Annotated in this window: 13 protein-coding genes; 10 read left to right on the top strand and 3 right to left on the bottom strand. The window is 51.8% G+C overall.

All coding sequences use genetic code 11. From position 1 onward, the window contains the following. Nucleotides 1–34: 34 nt before the first annotated feature. Nucleotides 35–829 carry a glycosyltransferase family 2 protein gene (locus K8942_04970; protein UPA23150.1) on the bottom strand — a complete coding sequence of 265 codons (795 nt, stop codon included), beginning with the start codon at nt 827–829 and terminating at the stop codon, nt 35–37. Nucleotides 830–944: 115 nt separating this feature from the next. On the opposite strand from K8942_04970, the gene uvrC reads away from it, so the two are divergent. Beyond that, on the top strand, nt 945–3,293 hold the full coding sequence (gene uvrC, locus K8942_04965; GenBank protein ID UPA22371.1) for an excinuclease ABC subunit UvrC: 2,349 nt from the start codon (nt 945–947) through the stop codon (nt 3,291–3,293). Here uvrC and K8942_04960 read toward each other — a convergent pair. Continuing rightward, nucleotides 3,288–3,875 (bottom strand): hypothetical protein, encoded by a 588-nt coding sequence (locus K8942_04960; protein ID UPA22370.1) that lies wholly within the window; start codon nt 3,873–3,875, stop codon nt 3,288–3,290. The genes uvrC and K8942_04960 overlap by 6 nt on opposite strands. Nucleotides 3,876–4,010: 135 nt before the next feature. Here K8942_04960 and K8942_04955 point away from each other — a divergent pair, with 135 nt between their 5' ends. The 9 genes from K8942_04955 to K8942_04915 all read left to right on the top strand — a co-directional run bounded on the left by K8942_04955 (nt 4,011) and on the right by K8942_04915 (nt 16,861). Beyond that, entirely contained in the window at nt 4,011–4,388 is a 378-nt protein-coding gene (locus K8942_04955) for a hypothetical protein (GenBank protein UPA22369.1), read from the top strand. A gap of 99 nt (nt 4,389–4,487) precedes the next feature. Continuing rightward, nucleotides 4,488–6,572 carry a sodium-translocating pyrophosphatase gene (locus K8942_04950; protein ID UPA22368.1) on the top strand — a complete coding sequence of 695 codons (2,085 nt, stop codon included), beginning with the start codon at nt 4,488–4,490 and terminating at the stop codon, nt 6,570–6,572. Between the two features lie 123 nt (nt 6,573–6,695). Beyond that, entirely contained in the window at nt 6,696–8,366 is a 1,671-nt protein-coding gene (locus K8942_04945) for an IMP dehydrogenase (protein ID UPA22367.1), read from the top strand. Between the two features lie 36 nt (nt 8,367–8,402). Continuing rightward, complete coding sequence (locus K8942_04940) at nt 8,403–9,422, top strand: adenosine deaminase (protein UPA22366.1); 1,020 nt, start codon at nt 8,403–8,405, stop codon at nt 9,420–9,422. A gap of 5 nt (nt 9,423–9,427) precedes the next feature. Then, complete coding sequence (locus K8942_04935) at nt 9,428–10,585, top strand: IMP dehydrogenase (protein UPA22365.1); 1,158 nt, start codon at nt 9,428–9,430, stop codon at nt 10,583–10,585. An 81-nt stretch (nt 10,586–10,666) separates the two neighbouring features. Next, on the top strand, nt 10,667–12,940 hold the full coding sequence (locus K8942_04930) for a hypothetical protein (GenBank protein ID UPA22364.1): 2,274 nt from the start codon (nt 10,667–10,669) through the stop codon (nt 12,938–12,940). A gap of 80 nt (nt 12,941–13,020) precedes the next feature. Continuing rightward, entirely contained in the window at nt 13,021–14,673 is a 1,653-nt protein-coding gene (locus K8942_04925; GenBank protein ID UPA22363.1) for a CTP synthase, read from the top strand. A 375-nt stretch (nt 14,674–15,048) separates the two neighbouring features. After that, complete coding sequence (locus K8942_04920) at nt 15,049–15,990, top strand: dihydroorotate dehydrogenase (GenBank protein UPA22362.1); 942 nt, start codon at nt 15,049–15,051, stop codon at nt 15,988–15,990. A gap of 4 nt (nt 15,991–15,994) precedes the next feature. After that, nucleotides 15,995–16,861 carry a dihydroorotate dehydrogenase electron transfer subunit gene (locus tag K8942_04915; GenBank protein ID UPA22361.1) on the top strand — a complete coding sequence of 289 codons (867 nt, stop codon included), beginning with the start codon at nt 15,995–15,997 and terminating at the stop codon, nt 16,859–16,861. A gap of 255 nt (nt 16,862–17,116) precedes the next feature. Here K8942_04915 and K8942_04910 read toward each other — a convergent pair whose 3' ends face one another. Beyond that, entirely contained in the window at nt 17,117–17,458 is a 342-nt protein-coding gene (locus K8942_04910; GenBank protein ID UPA22360.1) for a hypothetical protein, read from the bottom strand. Nucleotides 17,459–17,537: the final 79 nt, after the last annotated feature.

The raw sequence follows: 17,537 nt of genomic DNA, 5'->3' as shown, positions 1-17,537 counted from the left end.
TGTTTGAGGTGCAGATTGAGGAAATGGGAGGGATTTACCGCCATTTCCAGAAATACTGTATGGCACTTATGGCATGAATACGGCCTGTTTTTTTAAGTAAAACAGACAAAGCATTCCCTTCACTGAGTCTGCGCTTCCTGTCTCCGGCAATAGCCTTGGGCAGATAATGCACGCGGAAGCCCGCATTCCAGCACCGGCGGCAGAGGTCCATATCCTCAAAAAAGAGGAAGAAACGCGGGTCAAATCCACCGATTTGCGCCAAAAGATCGTGTCTGATGAGCATGCAGGCGCCCACCACCCAGTCGACATCGCGGGCGGTATTTGGGTCATTTTTCCGCTGCAGATAGCGATCCATGCGATTATGAAAGTGTCTGGCGAGGAATGTCCGTTTGATGACGGTATCCGAAAGTGTGGGGAACGCGCGGGCGGAATCGCGGATAGTGCCGTCCTCGTGGACCAGTTTTGGCGCCACAATGCCGATATCCGGGTGTGCTTCCATCTCTTTGAACATGATCTCCAGGGCATCGGGCTGGAGTTCGTTATCGGGGTTGATAATAAGGACGTACGGACTCGTTGCCTGCTTCAGGCCAATCGCATTGCCGTTGCCGTAGCCGATATTTTCTGCGGATTCGAGAATGCGCACGCCCGGCATATCACTGAGGCGATTGCGGATGATGCCAATGGAGTCATCATCAGAATGGTTATCAATGACCAGAATCTCCACCTTGTCCGCGATTGTCTGGTTCTTCAGGGCGCGCACGCAGGCCACCGTGTTTTTCGGGGTTTTGTAGTTGAGGACAATCGCCGTTATGAGAGGAGGGTTTGTAATAGGGTGACAGTTAAGGAGTTATTGGAATTATGAGTGATGAGGTATGAATTAAGAAGGGGAGTTTCTTTATCCATAATTCCTGATTCATAAATCATAATTCAGCTAAAATAGTTCTATGGCTTCGGCTCTGGATCAGACACTGGCAAATCTCCGCAAGCGCGTCGCTCGAGCGTCCACCAAGCCCGGTGTGTACCGCTGGCTGGATAAAGACGGGACGATTATGTATGTGGGGAAAGCCAAAAACCTGCGCAACCGGCTCAAGAGTTATGTGATGACGAACGCAGCGAAAGATCAGGGTCCGTGGAAGCAATCGATGTACCAGCAGCTCGTGGATTTTGATGTGACGGTCACAAACTCGGAGCTGGAGGCACTGATCCTCGAGACAAATCTGATTAAAGAACATCGCCCCAAATACAACGTCCTCATGAAGGATGATAAGAATTACGTCTACGTCCGCGTGTCACTTGATGATCCGTATCCCTCGGTTGAAGTGACGCGGCAATTGCTGAAAGACGGTGCCAAATATTTTGGGCCCTTCCTCAGTCCGTTTGAAGTGCGTCATACACTGAACATGCTTCATAATTTTTTCCAGTGGCGTGCATGCAAATCTGCACTGGATGCACTGAATCGTGCGTCGGGTGACCGGGAGGCGGTGTTCAATACAGGCAAACTGAAGCCGTGTCTGGATTCACAGATCGGGCAGTGCAACGGGCTCTGTGCCGGCATTGTTTCCAAAGAGGAATACAAGCGCCGTATTGATGAAGTTATCCGCTTTTTCAAAGGTGACTACGACCCGATCCTCATGCGTGGCCGTGAGCTGATGGTTGTGTACGCATCCCAAAAGAAATTCGAGCGCGCTGCTGAAGTGCGTGATACGTTGCAGATGGTGGAACATATGAAGGAACGCCAGCTGGTTTCAGACACCTCCGGTGACGATGTCGACGTGGTCGGTGTGGCGCTTCTCTCTGGGAAGGCACACGTGGAAGTCATGCAGAAACGTATGGGAAAACTGATCGGGGAACATCACCTCTCCTTGATGGGAAAAGCGGAATCTGTCGGCGATGTCCTCGAACAATTCCTGCCGCAGTATTACCAGGATGTGGTGGATCTTCCCGAGAGTGTGCTGATTGGCGAAACATTCGAAGGGGTTGATGCACTCGAACAATTCCTCACCCAGAAGCGCGGGAAGAAAGTGAAAATCCGCATCCCTGAACGCGGCACAAAATCACAGCTTCTGCAGCTGGCCGAAACCAACGCCCACGAAAAAGCGAAGCAGGCGGAAGCCAGTTGGGAAGCGGAACAGCGGAACCTTGATACTGCTATCAGTGAGCTTGTGTCGTATCTCGGACTTGAGAAAGATCCGGTGCGTATTGAAGGGTATGACATCTCTCATTCAGGTGGCACCGAGACGGTTGGCAGCATGGTGGTGTTCTGTCATGGAAAACCCAAAAACGATCAATACCGGTCCTTCACGATTCATACACTCGCAAGCGGTGTCATCGACGATTACCGTTCGCTCAAAGAAGTGCTCACGCGTCGTCTGCGGCACATTGCGGGAGGGTGGAAGATGGAGGAGGGGGAGTGGGAGAAGAACGGCATCACAGTGGGCAAGGCGAAGAAGATTGAGGGGCCGCTTATCGAAGATAGGTTATTGGTTATTGGTAATGGGTTATTGGGGACTGAGGCGGAGGCTGATGATGAGAAGAAGGTTTTTCCCTATGACGAGTTTTTTGTTGCGCGACATGAAAGTGAGTTGATGGGATTTGTGAGACTGCATCAGCATGAGAGTAAAACGGTCGAGCTTTCTTCGCTCTGGATTGATGAGCAGTTCCAGCACACGAAGCTCGGACAGTTTCTTATCAGAGCTATTCTGCGGACGGTGAAAAAAGGGAAAGTGTATGTGTGTATCGATCCATCACTGGAGCAGGAATATGCGTCGCTCGGGTTCCGGCATGTGCTCAAAAATCCGAAAGGCCTGGAAGAGTGTGGCGAGAAAATGGTGATGGTCTATGACTCGGCATCGCAAAAAACAGACAGCTCGCTTGGCACACCTCCGGATCTGCTTGTGATCGACGGCGGCAAGGGGCAGCTCAGTACGGTGCACGACGTGCTCAAGCAGTTTGATATCCAGATTCCTGTGATCGGTCTCGCGAAGCGCGAAGAGGAAGTCTTTGTGCCCGGAAAATCCGATCCGATTATTTTCCCGAAAGACAGCCAGGCCAAATTCATGCTGATGCGCCTGCGTGACGAGGCACACCGCTTTGCAAACCGCCACCGCAAAAAGCGTGTCTCGAAACATGCATTCGAATCACAGCTCGATCGTGTGCCGGGACTGGGCGAAGAGGGGAAGCGCAAACTGCTCCTGACATTCGGCGACGTCGATACCATCCGGAAGCAGACAGATGAGACGCTGCTGGAGGTGATTAGTGAAGAGCAGATCGCGGGGCTGCGGCAGGTACTATAAAAACAGCAGACCGATGAGCGGGAGGACCGACGAGTAGGCAACCAGGAGCATGACAATACCGAGTCCTGTCTGCGCCAGAATCCTGTTCCACTTTTTCATGCCCGATGACCGGACTTTCAGCAGTCCATAGCCGCAGAGGGTGATAAGAATGAGCCCGAAAACAGGCAGAAAACGCAGAAGTGCAGCGATCCTGCTGTCGATCGGCTTGTTATTGATACAATCATCCACACGGTACATTCCGACATTCCTGCTGCTTTCATGTACTGCGAGGATATAGGTGTGTCCCGCCTCTAAAAAAAGACCGAATCCATTGTTCTCAATCTGCACCTCTCCCATGGCCCACCCTTTCAAGAGCGCGTCTGTTTTCAGAGTGTACATACTACTCGATGCAGGCTCCTTCAGCTGTTTCGTGCGCGTGACATGTCCGATGAACACAATGTCTGCCGACAGATACTCGCTCATCACACTTACCTTTTTGCTGCAGAGTGTCGCAGATGCTGTCTGACTGACGGTGAGCAGAAGGACTGCCATCAAAAAAAGATAGTACCCTTTGTGCGATACGACAGAAGAGTGTGCAGACATGGGAGAGTGTGTGGAAAGTTATGTGCATTCTACACTTCCTTTTTTCTGTGTCTGTCTTTCCGTTTGCTCTGTTTTTTTCTCGCGTTCATCTTTTGATCGTTGTAGTATCTCAGACATTCTTTCCCCTTCGATTCTATGAAAAAACTTTCTCTCCTCCTCGGCACTCTTGGTGGTGCCATGGCCGGATATGTTTTTAGTAACACCAAACTCCGCGATGAACTCGCCACTGCAAAAGATGCCGAAGAGGCTGGACGCATTCTGGCCAAGCATCTTTCCACCGACGGAAAGCAGATCGGTAAGGAAGTGAAGTCGTTTGTCGAAAGTGATGTTGTCCAGAAGAACATGAAGAAGGCACAGACCTACGTGACCAAGAACGCCAAGAAGCTGCAGGGCGATCTCAAGTCCATGGTGTCCGGCACCAAGAAAAAGGCTGCGCCGAAGGCTGCAAAAGCTGCAAAACCGAAGAAAACAGCTGCAAAGAAGGCCACAAAAAAGGCAAAAACAAGCAAATAAGCATTTTTATACAGTTGGCGCACGTTCCCCTTGTCTCGGGGTGCGTGCGCCTTCATGATGTATGGCGAATAGTTTTTTGAGCCGTTTCCCATTTTTTCCATGACGTACCTTCTGTCTGTATCCTTATCCAACTCACTCGGTATTGTTGCCCTCTCGGGAGTTATCGCCCTCGTGTTTGCAGCTATCTTCCGCTTCATCATCGGTCGCGAGAGCGACGGAACAGATGTTATGCAGAAGATCGCGGGCAAAATCCGTGTCGGTGCCATGGCTTTCCTCACAAAGGAATACTCTGTCATTGTCCCGTTTATGATTGCCGTCGGTGTGCTTCTGTACCTGTTCCTTGATGTACGCGTTGCAGCGGCAGGGGAGCATAACTGGGGCGCTCCTTATACTGCTCTCAGCTTTATTATGGGAGGTGTGTGTTCCGGACTCGCCGGACTCATTGGTATGCGTACCGCCACCATGGCGAACGTCCGCACGGCTCAGGCTGCGCGCACAAGCATGACCAGAGCTCTCCGCATTGCATTCATGAGTGGCGCCACGATGGGTCTTGCTGTCGTCGGTCTCGGACTCCTCGGCTTTACAGGTGTGCTCTACTACCTGCTCCAGCACGTCAGCATGACGGCTGCATTGCAGTCTCTCACAGGATTTAGCTTCGGTGCGTCCTGTGTGGCTCTCTTCGCCCGCGTGGGTGGCGGTATCTACACAAAAGCCGCAGACGTCGGAGCGGACCTCGTTGGAAAAGTGGAGGCAGGTATTCCGGAGGACGATCCACGCAACCCTGCCGTGATTGCCGATAACGTCGGTGACAACGTGGGAGATGTGGCCGGAATGGGTGCAGACCTTTTCGAAAGTTACATCGGTGCCATTCTTGCGACCATGCTTGTGGGTCTGCATGTCACCTGGGGTATTGAATACATTGAGCGCGCGCTTCTGTATCCGCTCTTCGTCTCTGCAATCGGTGTGATTGCCACCATCATCGCTACCTATTTCGTCCGCACAAAGAAGGCTGACGGCGTTCAGGCCGCTCTTAAAAACGGTATGATCATCGCGTCTGTGCTGATGCTTGCCGGTACCTGGTTCTTCACAAAAATGTGGCTTCCGGTCGGTGTCGCAAACAGCGTCTTCTTCGCAGTCACAGCCGGACTTGTTGCCGGTGTGCTCGTTGGCGGTATCACGGAATATTACACCTCCCACAGCTACGGCCCGGTCCGCGCCCTTGCACATTCTTCGAAGACAGGAGCAGGAACCGTGCTCATTGAAGGACTTGCTCTTGGTTACCTCTCCACCGCACTTCCACTCATCGTCATCGTCCTCGCCATGGGTATCGCCTATGTGCAGGCTGGCCTCTACGGCATCGGTGCTGGTGCAGTCGGAATGCTTTCCACTCTCGGTATGACCCTCGCGATCGACGCCTTCGGTCCGGTGGCAGATAACGCGGGCGGCATTGCAGAAATGTCCAAGCTCCCGCACGAAGTCCGCGAGCGCACAGATGCTCTCGATGCTGCAGGAAACACAACCGCTGCTATCGGAAAGGGCTTTGCCATCGCCGTCGCCGGCTTCATGTGTCTCGCACTCTTCGGCGCATTCAAGGAAGAGTCCGGACTCGAATCCATCGACGTCAGCAACGCATTCACCCTGATCGGTCTCCTTATCGGAGGAATGCTACCGTTCCTCTTCAGCTCCATGACCATGCGCGCTGTCAGCCGCGCCGCTATTGCGATGATTGAAGAAGTCCGCCGTCAGTTCCGCGAGATCAAAGGACTGATGGAAGGAACCGCAGAAGGCGACACCGCCCGCTGTGTAAGCATCGCCACCGCGTCCGCTATCCGCCAGATGATCCTGCCGGGTGTGCTCGCTATCGTCTCTCCGGTGTTCATTGGTCTGCTCCTCGGCCGCGAGGCACTGGGAGGACTGCTCGCCGGTGCACTTGTGAGCTCCATGATGCTCGGTATGTCCATGGCGAACTCTGGTGGAGCATGGGACAACGCGAAGAAGTACATCGAATCCGGCAACCTCGGCGGCAAGGGTTCCGATCCGCACAAGGCAGCTGTCGTGGGTGACACTGTCGGTGATCCGTTCAAGGATACATCCGGACCAGCGCTCAACATTCTCGTGAAGCTGATGTCCATCGTTTCTGTGCTCACAGCCAGTTTGTATGGCGTGAGTGGATGGTGGAACTAACCCTTCGGCTCCGCTCAGGGTGACATTTTCATTGAAACAAAGACAGCCTCCGGAAGGGGGTTGTTTTTTTGTTTAAAACACTATATTTGACAATATATGTCAAACAGCAGAAAATGCTTCACTATGGCTCAACTTCTCTTCAATAAAGACGAACATCCGGACGCAACGTTTAATGATATTTTTCTTCTTCCGAATAACGATATTCAGAAAAAGGTATTGAAGGTTGCAACCGATGAAGAGCGGATGCGTATCCAGGCGGCATGTCGCAAATATCTTCAGATTACCGATGAAAGACAGCCACTTGTCGAAAATGCCGATACAGAAATAGATTTTCCTGCATACCAAGAATATCGTTCCGTCTTATTGGAGATTGCAGAGCTGCACAAAATCGGTGGATCTTTTTCTCGTGATGACGTTGATTTGAAGCCGCGCGGTGGACTGTCCAATACACCTCTCATTGTGGCAAACATGAATAACGTGACAGGGAAGCGTATGGCAGAAGCAATTGCGCGTGTGGGAGGTATTGCTGCCGTTCCTCAGGATAAAACTGATGAAGAGCTTAAAAGTATCACGGAATACATGCGTACACGTCATGATGTGTACGAGACGCCGATAACAGTTACAGAAGATACGAAAATCCACGAATTCCATAAGTTACTCACGAAGCGCTCTCATAACATGGCTGTCGCAGTCGATGCAGATGGCACTCTTATTGGAGTGCTTGGCAAAAAAGACATACCGGATGGTGTGAATAACGATATTTCGGTTAGTGCATTTATTCGCAGAGAAAATTTTGAAACACAGCCCGATGGCATTGGACCCCGTGCTGCTATTGATTACATGGACGAAAAGCATGTGTCATATTTGCCGATTGTGACCGGTGACAAAAAGGTGACAGGTGTATTGCCTCTGATGGATGCTGCAATGAGACTGCGGTACAACCCCAATCTCGATACACGTAATGGAGGATTGCGTGCTCTCTATACCATTGGCGCTCTGAATAAAAATCCGATTGATCGTGTGAAGTATCTTCTGGATCTTGGTGTGTACGATATTTTATTGGACACAGCGAATTTTGATCAGGGGATTGTTCCGTATCGCAATATTGAAAAGGTGAGGAACATTGCCGAGCAACGTGGTGTCGATATTAATCTGATGGCTGGTAATGTTGTCACCAGAAAAGCAACGCGCGATATCCTCGCTGCCGGTGCAAAATTTGTAAAAGTGGGAGTTGGCCCCGGTGCTATGTGTACAACACGTATGCAAACAGGAGTGGGACGTCCGCAGGTGTCTGCTGTTTTGGAATGTGCGGAGGAAGCAAATAAGCGCGGAGGATTTGTGGTGGCGGATGGCGGTGTAACGCACCCGCGTGACGTGGCCATCGATCTTGCTGCAGGTGCGGATTACATCATGGTGGGCAGCCTTTTTGCAGGAACCTATGAAAGCCCGTCCGATTTGTTGGGCGATGAAAAGAATGGATTCTACAAAGTGAATTACGGGATGGCTTCTACACGCGCTTCCGTATTGCGTACATTTGGTCAGCAAAGAAAAACGGACAAGGAAATATTCCGCGCAATTGTAGGGCAGCGCTCGGAAGGAATTAGCGAGAGTAGAGTCTACCTAAAGCCAAATCGCGAATCTGTTGCGCTTTTGCATCATGACTTGCTTGATGGCCCCGCTTCAAGTTCCGGTTACGCCAATGCATTATCATTGCAGGAATTCCCGAATGAAGCTGTTATGGGTATCCAAACGACGAGCGGATTCCAGGAAGGAACGGCAAAAGAGAAATTCTGATTTGCCAACACCACTGCCTTGGGCTAATAATAGCTCATGGTTACGCAAAGCAGACCCACCAAGGAGCTAGCGGAGTTACATTTCCACCTCGGACAGTCGGTCGAGCCACACGTCTTGTGGTCTATTGCGCATGAGCAGGGTATTAAACTGCCATCCAAGGACTACTGGGAGTTTTACGATTTGGTCACCCTCAACAAGGAAACGGTGACATGGGAGGACTATCATTCCCTGTTCCACCTCACCGAACTTATTCAGAGCTCGCCGGTTGCGATGGAGCGGACGCTCTACGAAGTGATTTCCGGAGCGTACCGTGTAAATAACATCACATTGCTGGAACCGGGCTTTAACCCGCTCTACAGAAACCGGGAAGGAGAGCGTGATTTGGATCAGATTATCCTCGCCGCCCTCCGTGGTATGGAGCGTGCACTTGCGGAATTCCCGCAGGTCCGCGCCGGTCTGATGCTCATGCTCGACCGCCGTCTGCCGAAAGAAGTGAACGCCATCATCGTCCGCAAAGCCATCAAATACAGAAGCCGCGGTGTGGTGGGTATCGACATTGCAGGACCGCTCAAGAAAGGCGAGGTGTTTAACTATGCTGAATATGCCGATCTCTATGCCGAAGCCCGCGCCAATGGCCTGAAAACCACAGTGCATACAGGTGAGGATGGAACCGCTGAGGAGATGAACCACGTCATCGACGTGCTCCCACTCGACCGTCTCAATCATGGTTTCCGCGCCTACACCGATCCTGCGCTCATGAAGAAAGTCCGCGACAAGAACCTGACCATGTGTTTGTGTCCCACGTCCAACCTCAGTGTCGGATTCATCAAGGACGGCGCGCACCTGAAAGAAGTACTCCAGACACTCTGGAAGAACGAGGTGAAGTTCTGCATCAACACCGACAATCCGTCGATGCTGCGCACGAACCTCACGAAGGAAATCGACCTGCTCCGCCAGTACGATATTTTCGATGAAGATCAGATCGATCAGCTCACCCGCTGGGCGTTTGAATGCACGTTCATTCCGACGGAACCCGGTCGTAATCTTTACCTCTAAATCCTATGGCCGCCAAAAAATCCTCCTCCGCATCTTCACAGATCGTCATGGAAGGACTCACGTTTGATGATCTCCTGCTTCTTCCGAACTACACGACGTTCCCCCGCGAGCAGGCAGAACTCACTACCAAACTGCACTCTTCGATTACGCTCAAGCTGCCGATCATCTCTTCGCCGATGGATACCGTCACCGAGACGGATATGGCCATCGCCATGGCGCAGAGCGGGGGACTTGGGATCATTCACAGAAATCTTCAGGTGGATGCACAACGGAAAATGGTGGAGGTAGTGAAGAAGGCGAAGGTTGAAGACAAAACGATCGCCAGTGTCGACAAGCAGGGTCGCTATCTGGTCGGTGCGGCAATCGGTGCGGGTGCGGATATGGAAGAACGTGTGAAGGCATTGGTCGGTGCAGGCGTTGATGTTATTGTTGTTGATTCCGGACATGGCCACAGTCAGTACATCATGGACTGTGTCACGTTCATCAAGAAGAACTACAAGAATAAAGTTGTTGTCATGGCGGGCAACGTTGCGACCTACGACGGAGCCAAGGCAATGATGAAAGCAGGCGCTGACATCCTCCGCGTGGGCGTTGGCCCCGGCAGTATCTGCACAACCCGCGTTGTCACCGGCATGGGCGTCCCGCAGGTTACCGCTCTGATGGAAGTGGCTCGCGCTGTGAAAGGAAGCAAAGTCACCTTCGTCGCAGACGGCGGTATCCGCCAGATGGGCGACATGGCCAAGGCTCTCGCCACAGGCGCTGCAGCGGTCATGCTCGGTTCCATGCTTGCGGGCTACGAACAGTCGCCCGGTCAGAAGATCAAGCAGGGTGGTGTGTGGTACAAGCAGTACCGCGGCATGGGTTCTATTGGAGCCATGCAGAAGGGTGGTGCGGAACGCTACGGACAGAATATGAAGACGGAAGCCAAGAAGCTTGTGGCAGAAGGTGTGGAAGGTCTGGTTGCGTTCAAAGGCGATGCCGATGATTTCCTCTATCAGGCAGCGGGTGCACTGCGCTCATCGTTCTATTACCTGGGCAGCAAGAACATCGGGGAGTTCCACAGGAAGGCAAAGTTCGTGCGTATCACGCAGGCGAGTTTGCAGGAGAGTCATCCGCACAGCCTCAGTGCCATTACGGATCTCGGAGGGGCGTATAGAGCTTAATTTTTGGCTTCAATACGGCTTTTTTCAAAGTATTTACATTATTTATAAATGTGAGTATAAATATATAAATACTTTTGTATTATGACGCACGATTCTGCATCTCTGTTCGATCAGCTGCTGGTCAGCCAGGATGGTGTTGTGGATGAAATCGATCTGGATCATGCAGAGAGCGACTCTGCTTCCGGAGCAGTTATTGCGAACGGTATTATTGTTATCAAGCAATCACAGCTCGGGGAAATTCAGACTGCCATTGAGCATTCCAGCATCGATATGATCAGGCGGTCTGCCGAGTGGACGAGTCGCAGCGTGAAAGCGCGTTTGGGGTTTGATGTGCACAGCATTCAGTCTGATACCTTCCATATTGGCAACAACGGGGATGCATCACTGATGGCAAAGTTCGCTTTTCATCCCTGGGAAAATGCAGACGGCCTTGCCGTGGAAAATCCTTTGCCGGCTCTTCTGGAACGATACAAAGGCCGTTTGCGCATTGCCTGTGGCCGTCTTTTCATACGCCCTCCGGATCGTCACGCACTCAGTGCTGTAGAAATTCATCGTGCCAAAGAACTGGGATCTCTGGAGATCAACGGCGCACATGTTCTGAGTGATGGCGGTGTTCTGCTTCCGGTGCATCCGCATGAGCGGTACCCTCTGCGTTACGATCTCATGAATGAATTCAATGTGATTGATGCCCTTGCGGGTTCGGGGCGGGGGACAATCGATTCGATTCAGCCGCGTATTCAGGAAAACCTCGTCATTGCGCCACATTCCTATGGTATCGGATCGACACGCTGTTCCCTTCTTGAGCACCGGGGTGTGCTGGAAAACCAGATGATAGAATTGCACACGAAGAATAGAAGCTCATTGCTGCTCCATGGTTCTTCCCGTGTCTGGGACAACGGCAAGACAACGGGTATCAATCAGCCGCGCCATCTGGAAGTGAAAAATCGTTCCGATCAGCCTATTGATGCAACCAAATATGGCGTGAAACTGTCTCTATATCCTGCCCCTCAGGCAGACGGAGTCACTGCCAGTGTCATGGGTCATTCTTTCAATAAAGTCAGACATCAGGGGCTGAGTATTGATCAGTATCTGCAGTCCGATCCTTCCCATGCCCAGCGCTTTCGTGACATTCTTACGACACTTGAGGAAAGAGCTGACCTGGCAGGTTTCCTGCTTGGGGCGAACGGTATTCATGAGATCCGTCAGGAGCGGCACGCCGTCCAGCAGGATCAGGCGATGGTGGCCTCAACAAAACGGTATTTGCGTGAGGGGGTACAACCGACGCCGGGGCAATACCAGGATCTGTGTAATTACATGAGAAACATGAGTGACCCCCGCCAGCGTGCCATTCTGTTTGCCAAGCAGACGCCATCTTCAGAAAAAATACGGGAGCTGATGGATTGCGGTGTTCGTTCGATTGTGACGTCAAACATTGCGCAGAATGAGTCCGATATGTACGTCAGCGACTCTCTTTTGCAGCATTACCGTGAGCTCGAAAAGAAGGGATTGAATTTGTATCTGATCACTCCGAAAATCATCAGAAAGATGTGGAAGAACTTCTTTGTAGATGTGCATTCTCTGGAAAAAATGCAGGATATTGATGTGCGTTTCTGCATCTATTGTGCGAGTGCGACCGGTGCTGATCGTTTGCTGGAATTGGCGGAGTATCCACAGTTTATTGATGCAATCAAAAGGGATTTCCCTCATGCGGCCATTATTACCGGTGCTGCAAAAAACGGAGCAATGCATTATGCAAACCTCATTGCCAGGGACAGGGGGATTGTGACTATCGGTGTGGCGAATCACATTGCCGGACAGGAGACCACAGAAGATGAATTAGATGCAGGCACATTCTTTGATGAAGACGGATTTAGTCCGCGTCAGGGGCTGATGTCCCGCTGCAGCGCCATTCCGATTATCGGCCCGGGTGCGCAGGGATCAGAATTTGAGGGTGCTCTTGAACGCGTGCATGCCAAAATTGCCAAAAGCCAGTTGGCTCCTGTGTCGTATATTGATCCAATCGGTTTGGGGGCCGACCGTTCGCATTTGTGGTCACCGGTGATGCAATTAGAGCATCAGTACACGGAAACGACAGATATTCCCGGAGGCATTCCCGTGCAGCTGACCCGCTCGCCGTACGTGGCGAATATGACTGTTCTTGAGCAGTCCTACCTTCAGACATATGAAAAGGTTATCCGGCCGTTTATGGATGATCCGGCAGCCTTCTGGTCAAAATGCGGTGTTCCGGATGAAATTGTGAGGAAGGCAATGAGCCGCACCCTCCGTGATGCAGACTATACAGGTTTGCAGGTTCCGCCTTATTTGAAACCTGTTATCCAGAGATTGGGCCTCTGAGGCTTTCTTTTCTTGCTTCTTTGACCGCGTTCCGTAGAATACGTCGCGGGCTTCTCCCCGTAATCCGCCCAGTTTCTCCTATGATTCCACCTAAGAAAGAATCGCCGGAAACGAGCACACATACACGCTTTATTATCGTCACCGGAGGAGTCTGCAGCTCACTTGGAAAAGGCATCGCCGCCGCATCCATCGGAGCCATTTTGAAAACGTGCGGATTGAAAATCTTTGTGCAGAAACTCGATCCCTATCTGAACGTGGATCCGGGAACCATGAGTCCGTTCCAGCATGGAGAAGTATTTGTGACAGACGACGGAGCAGAGACAGACCTGGACCTTGGCCACTACGAGCGTTTTATTGATGAACCGATGAGCAAGCTCAGCACGGTCACAACCGGAAAGATCTACACCGATGTCCTCGCGCGCGAACGCAAAGGGGATTTCCTCGGGGGAACCATTCAGGTGGTACCGCATATTACCGATGCTATCAAAGGAGTGATTACGAACGCAGCCAGCAAAACGAATGCCGATGTGATGATGGTGGAGATTGGCGGAACCGTGGGAGACATTGAAGGAGAGCCGTTCCTGGAAGCCATCCGCCAGCTTCGCAATGATTTGGGTCCACAGAGACTCTTCCATGTGCATCTCACACTGCTGCCGTACCTCAAAGGATCCAAAGAACTGAAGACCAAGCCGACGCAGCTCTCTGTCCGCGAACTCCGTCGCATCGGCCTGCAGCCGGATATGATCCTTGCGAGAGCGGACTACAAGATTGCAGATGATCTTCTGGATAAAATCAGTACCTTCTGTGGTGTGGATCGTGCTGCAGTGATTCCCGCTCCCACGTTGCACTCCATTTACGATGTCCCATTGGGATTAAACAATTACAATATTGCGCAGATCATCGGCAAAAAGCTGGATCTTGGCGAACTGCATCCGGATATGACTGAATGGGAAGAGGGAAAGAAGCGCCATGAACAAGTAACGAAAGATGTGAAGATCGCGCTGGTCGGAAAGTATACAAACCTCGAAGATGCATATTTGAGCGTGATCGAATCCATCAAGGCTGCTGCCGTGTTTGATGGTGCGAAAGTCGAACTGCTGTGGGTGGACAGTGAGAAGCTGGAAAAGGAGGATGAAGAGACGTGGAATCTGCTCAAATCCGCAGATGGAATTGTGGTGCCGGGAGGGTTTGGAAAGCGCGGCATCGAGGGAAAGATCAAAGCGGCAAAATATGCGCGTACCGAAAAAGTGCCGTATCTGGGACTCTGCTTGGGATCCCAGATTCTCGCGATTGAATTTGCGCGTGATGTGCTGGGAGACAAGACACTGACCAGTGAAGAATTTGATGAAGAAGACACGCTCACGCCGGACAAGTACGTGGTGCACTTCCTGCCGGGTCAGCACAAAGGAAAGGAGAAGGGGGGCACACTCAGACTTGGTGCATATGATTGCAAGCTGGTACCGGGCACAAAGGCGCATGCGCTCTATGGTGCAGACATGATCTCCGAGCGCCACAGACACCGCTACGAATTCAATCAGTCATTCCACAAAGACCTGGAAAAGAACGGTCTGATTTTCTCCGGAAGCAACCCCGATACGGGGCTGATGGAAATTGTCGAAATCAAGAATCATCCGTTCATGATGGGAAGCCAGTTCCACCCGGAATTCAAGAGCCGCCCGCACAGGCCGCATCCGTTGTTTGCAGGGTTTATGCATGCGGTGGTGGCAAAATAAGCGTGCTTAGATGAGAATGTGAATTTGCCATTGACTCTCTTTTAGTTGCTCGTAGTATATCGCCAACCCTGCTGAGGCAGGTAGAAAGGAGGTCCCGATGCAGATGGTTTGCATTTTCTGTTGGATCATAAGGTCCAATCTGGTTGCAAAACTCATCGAGCCTCCTCCGCTCTACCCCCGTTCCATCTCTATTGGGAATCGGGGAGACAGGTTTTCCAGGAAAAGGTGGTCTGTACCACCCATCCGGGCACCTGACTGAGTGAAGGAGAGTCTCACGCTTATCGGCCTTCGTCTTCGGATCGGATACACGCTGTGTGTATCCGATCCATTTTTATATCTGGCCTCTTCTTCCCTGTATCCGGTATAGTTTTTCCAATGAACCTCTCCCAAACCATCCTCGGTGTCGACTTCTCAAACCCGACTGTTCTCGCGTCCGGGATTATGGGAATTACGTCCTCGAGCTGGAAGTATTGCGCAGAGAACGGAGCAGGAGGCATCACCACAAAATCTCTGTGGCTCCACGAACACAAAGGTCACAGAAACCCGACCATCATCTCGACGGATTACTGGACGCTCAATGCAGTTGGTGTGCCGGATGCCGGACCCGAAAAGGCGAGAGAGGAGATTGGTGCATATAACAAAGACAAGCCTGTGCCGCTTATCGGCAACATCATTGCGGAATCGATCGAAAACTATGCACTGACTGCGGAGGCAATTCTGCCGCTCGGGGTGGATTTCCTGGAAGTGAACATCAGCTGCCCGAACATTGAAGACGAATTCGGCCGCCCGTTTGCATGTAGTGCGGCGGATGCCTCGAGTGTGACAAAGGCGGTGAAGAAAGTATCCGGAAAAACGCCGGTCTTCATCAAGCTGTCCCCAAACGTCGAAAACATCGGAGCTATTGCGCGTGCCTGTGCCGAAGCCGGTGCTGACGGATTTACGCTTATCAACACCGTCGGTCCGGGCATGGCGATCGACCTCCGCAGCCGCATGCCGATCCTGGCAAACAAGACCGGTGGAATGTCGGGTCGTGCCATCAAGCCCATCGCTGTTCGCTGCACCGCTGATGTCTACGCTGCAACGGAAGGAAAGTTGCCGATCATCGGAACGGGAGGCGTATACACAGGCGAAGATGCTCTTGAACTGATGCTGGCGGGCGCCTCGCTTATTGGCGTTGGCACCGCACTCTCCGCACGCGGAATCGATGTCTTCCAGAAAATCTGTGACGAAATGCAGCTCTGGTGCACGAACGAAGGAGTGTGGGAGGTGAGCGATATGATTGGTGGCATGCACAAGCAACTTACTTCCCGTCCGTAATCTCATGGCTATCCAGCTTCAATCACAGCTCCCGCGCACGTATCGCATCAAACACATCAAGCAGGAAACGGAGATGGTGCGGACCTATACGTTCGATGGATCGCTCGGTGCAAAACCGGGACAGTTCGTGATGGTGTGGCTTCCCGGAGTGGATGAAAATCCGATGAGCGTTGCGTATGACGATGGCGCGGAAACAAAGATTACCTTCTTCGCAGTCGGTGACATGTCGGAAGAGCTGGCAAAGTGTCAGGTAGGGGATTTGGTGGGGCTCCGCGGCCCGTTTGGAACGTCCTACGAGTGGAAACCCGGCCAGCACATTGTGCTCGTTGCAGGAGGTTATGGTGCGGCTCCCATGTACTTCATTGCAGCCAGTACAGTTGGTCACGGCTGTACCCTGGAAGTGATTGTTGGTGCGCGCGGCAAAGAGCATCTTCTGTACCTGGAAGAGTTTGAAAAACTGCCACACGTTTCCCTGCACATTGCGACCAACGATGGTTCCGTCGGATACAAGGGGTTCAATACCGAGGTACTGGAAAAACTGCTCGCGAGCTGTCCGGTACCCGAAAAGGGAAAGAAGCTGAAGAAGGGGGAATGTGATCCTATTGATCAGATTTTTGGGTGCGGACCGGAGATGATGCTCAAGCGCATTTCCGAGATTGCTGCCGCACACAATGTTCCGGCTCAGCTTTCTATGGAACGCTACATGAAGTGCGGATTCGGACTATGCGGAAACTGCGTGATTGATCCTCTGGGCATCCGTATGTGTACGGAGGGGCCGGTTGTGAAGAATGATGTTCTTCTGAAGCTCAATGAATTTGGGACATACCACCGTGATGACCTGGGAAAGAAGCATGAATTTGGTGCGAAGTAACAAAGAAAGAAGACCATTTTCTTGAATGCTTTTTGAAAATGCGCGAGGATAGGAAATCCTGCTTGGTCCATCGTTATCACTCGTCAAGCGAGAGTGATAGACAAAGTTCCGCCAGTAGGTATACTGTGGATGTTTTCATTTCTTTTCCCCCATCTCCCATGACAAAGACTGATGGCGGATGCGGTGGCTGCTGCTAAGCACTACATTGCATTCTAAAAGGCGTTCCGCTTGCGGGGCGCCTTTTGCTTTATCATCTCAGATACGCATTTCAATCCAGAACCAGCGAGGCGTCTGGAAGCGCTTGCGGGATACGACGGTAATCGGGACTCTGCGTTCTTCGCGGGCTACCATCAGCGCGTGCAAACAAAAACCGAGGAGAATCAGAAGCATGCCAATTGCCATGTCCTCTGCTGCATAGGCTCTTTCATACACATGCACAATCGCTTCCGGAGGCGTCGGGAGAGCGGCATTGTGGAGCAGGAGATCAGTTCCCATACCGGTCAGCTCCGCTCTGGCATAGGCAATACTGTTTCCAATAGTCACGGCAATACCGGTATCCAGAACCAATGCGGTCACAATGCGATAGAGGATGTTCATATGTGTATTTGACAGAAATCATTAATATTATATATTAATTCACTGGCAAAGACAACCCCGGTTTCGTATACTGCGCAGG

The sequence above is a fragment of the Candidatus Peribacteria bacterium genome, assembly GCA_023038255.1.
Classification (GTDB): domain Bacteria; phylum Patescibacteriota; class Gracilibacteria; order Peribacterales; family Peribacteraceae; genus CALREJ01.
The sequence above is the reverse complement of the archived record's forward strand: the minus strand, read 5'-3'. Positions and strand labels throughout refer to the sequence as shown.

What these genes read in the sequence shown, in the direction of transcription:
- uvrC (UPA22371.1), top strand. Translation starts at nt 945, where the DNA reads ATGGCTTCGGCTCTGGATCAGACACTGGCAAATCTCCGCAAGCGCGTC.
- K8942_04960 (UPA22370.1), bottom strand. Translation starts at nt 3,875, where the DNA reads ATGTCTGCACACTCTTCTGTCGTATCGCACAAAGGGTACTATCTTTTT.
- K8942_04955 (UPA22369.1), top strand. Translation starts at nt 4,011, where the DNA reads ATGAAAAAACTTTCTCTCCTCCTCGGCACTCTTGGTGGTGCCATGGCC.
- K8942_04950 (UPA22368.1), top strand. Translation starts at nt 4,488, where the DNA reads ATGACGTACCTTCTGTCTGTATCCTTATCCAACTCACTCGGTATTGTT.
- K8942_04945 (UPA22367.1), top strand. Translation starts at nt 6,696, where the DNA reads ATGGCTCAACTTCTCTTCAATAAAGACGAACATCCGGACGCAACGTTT.
- K8942_04940 (UPA22366.1), top strand. Translation starts at nt 8,403, where the DNA reads ATGGTTACGCAAAGCAGACCCACCAAGGAGCTAGCGGAGTTACATTTC.
- K8942_04935 (UPA22365.1), top strand. Translation starts at nt 9,428, where the DNA reads ATGGCCGCCAAAAAATCCTCCTCCGCATCTTCACAGATCGTCATGGAA.
- K8942_04930 (UPA22364.1), top strand. Translation starts at nt 10,667, where the DNA reads ATGACGCACGATTCTGCATCTCTGTTCGATCAGCTGCTGGTCAGCCAG.
- K8942_04925 (UPA22363.1), top strand. Translation starts at nt 13,021, where the DNA reads ATGATTCCACCTAAGAAAGAATCGCCGGAAACGAGCACACATACACGC.
- K8942_04920 (UPA22362.1), top strand. Translation starts at nt 15,049, where the DNA reads ATGAACCTCTCCCAAACCATCCTCGGTGTCGACTTCTCAAACCCGACT.
- K8942_04915 (UPA22361.1), top strand. Translation starts at nt 15,995, where the DNA reads ATGGCTATCCAGCTTCAATCACAGCTCCCGCGCACGTATCGCATCAAA.
- K8942_04910 (UPA22360.1), bottom strand. Translation starts at nt 17,458, where the DNA reads ATGAACATCCTCTATCGCATTGTGACCGCATTGGTTCTGGATACCGGT.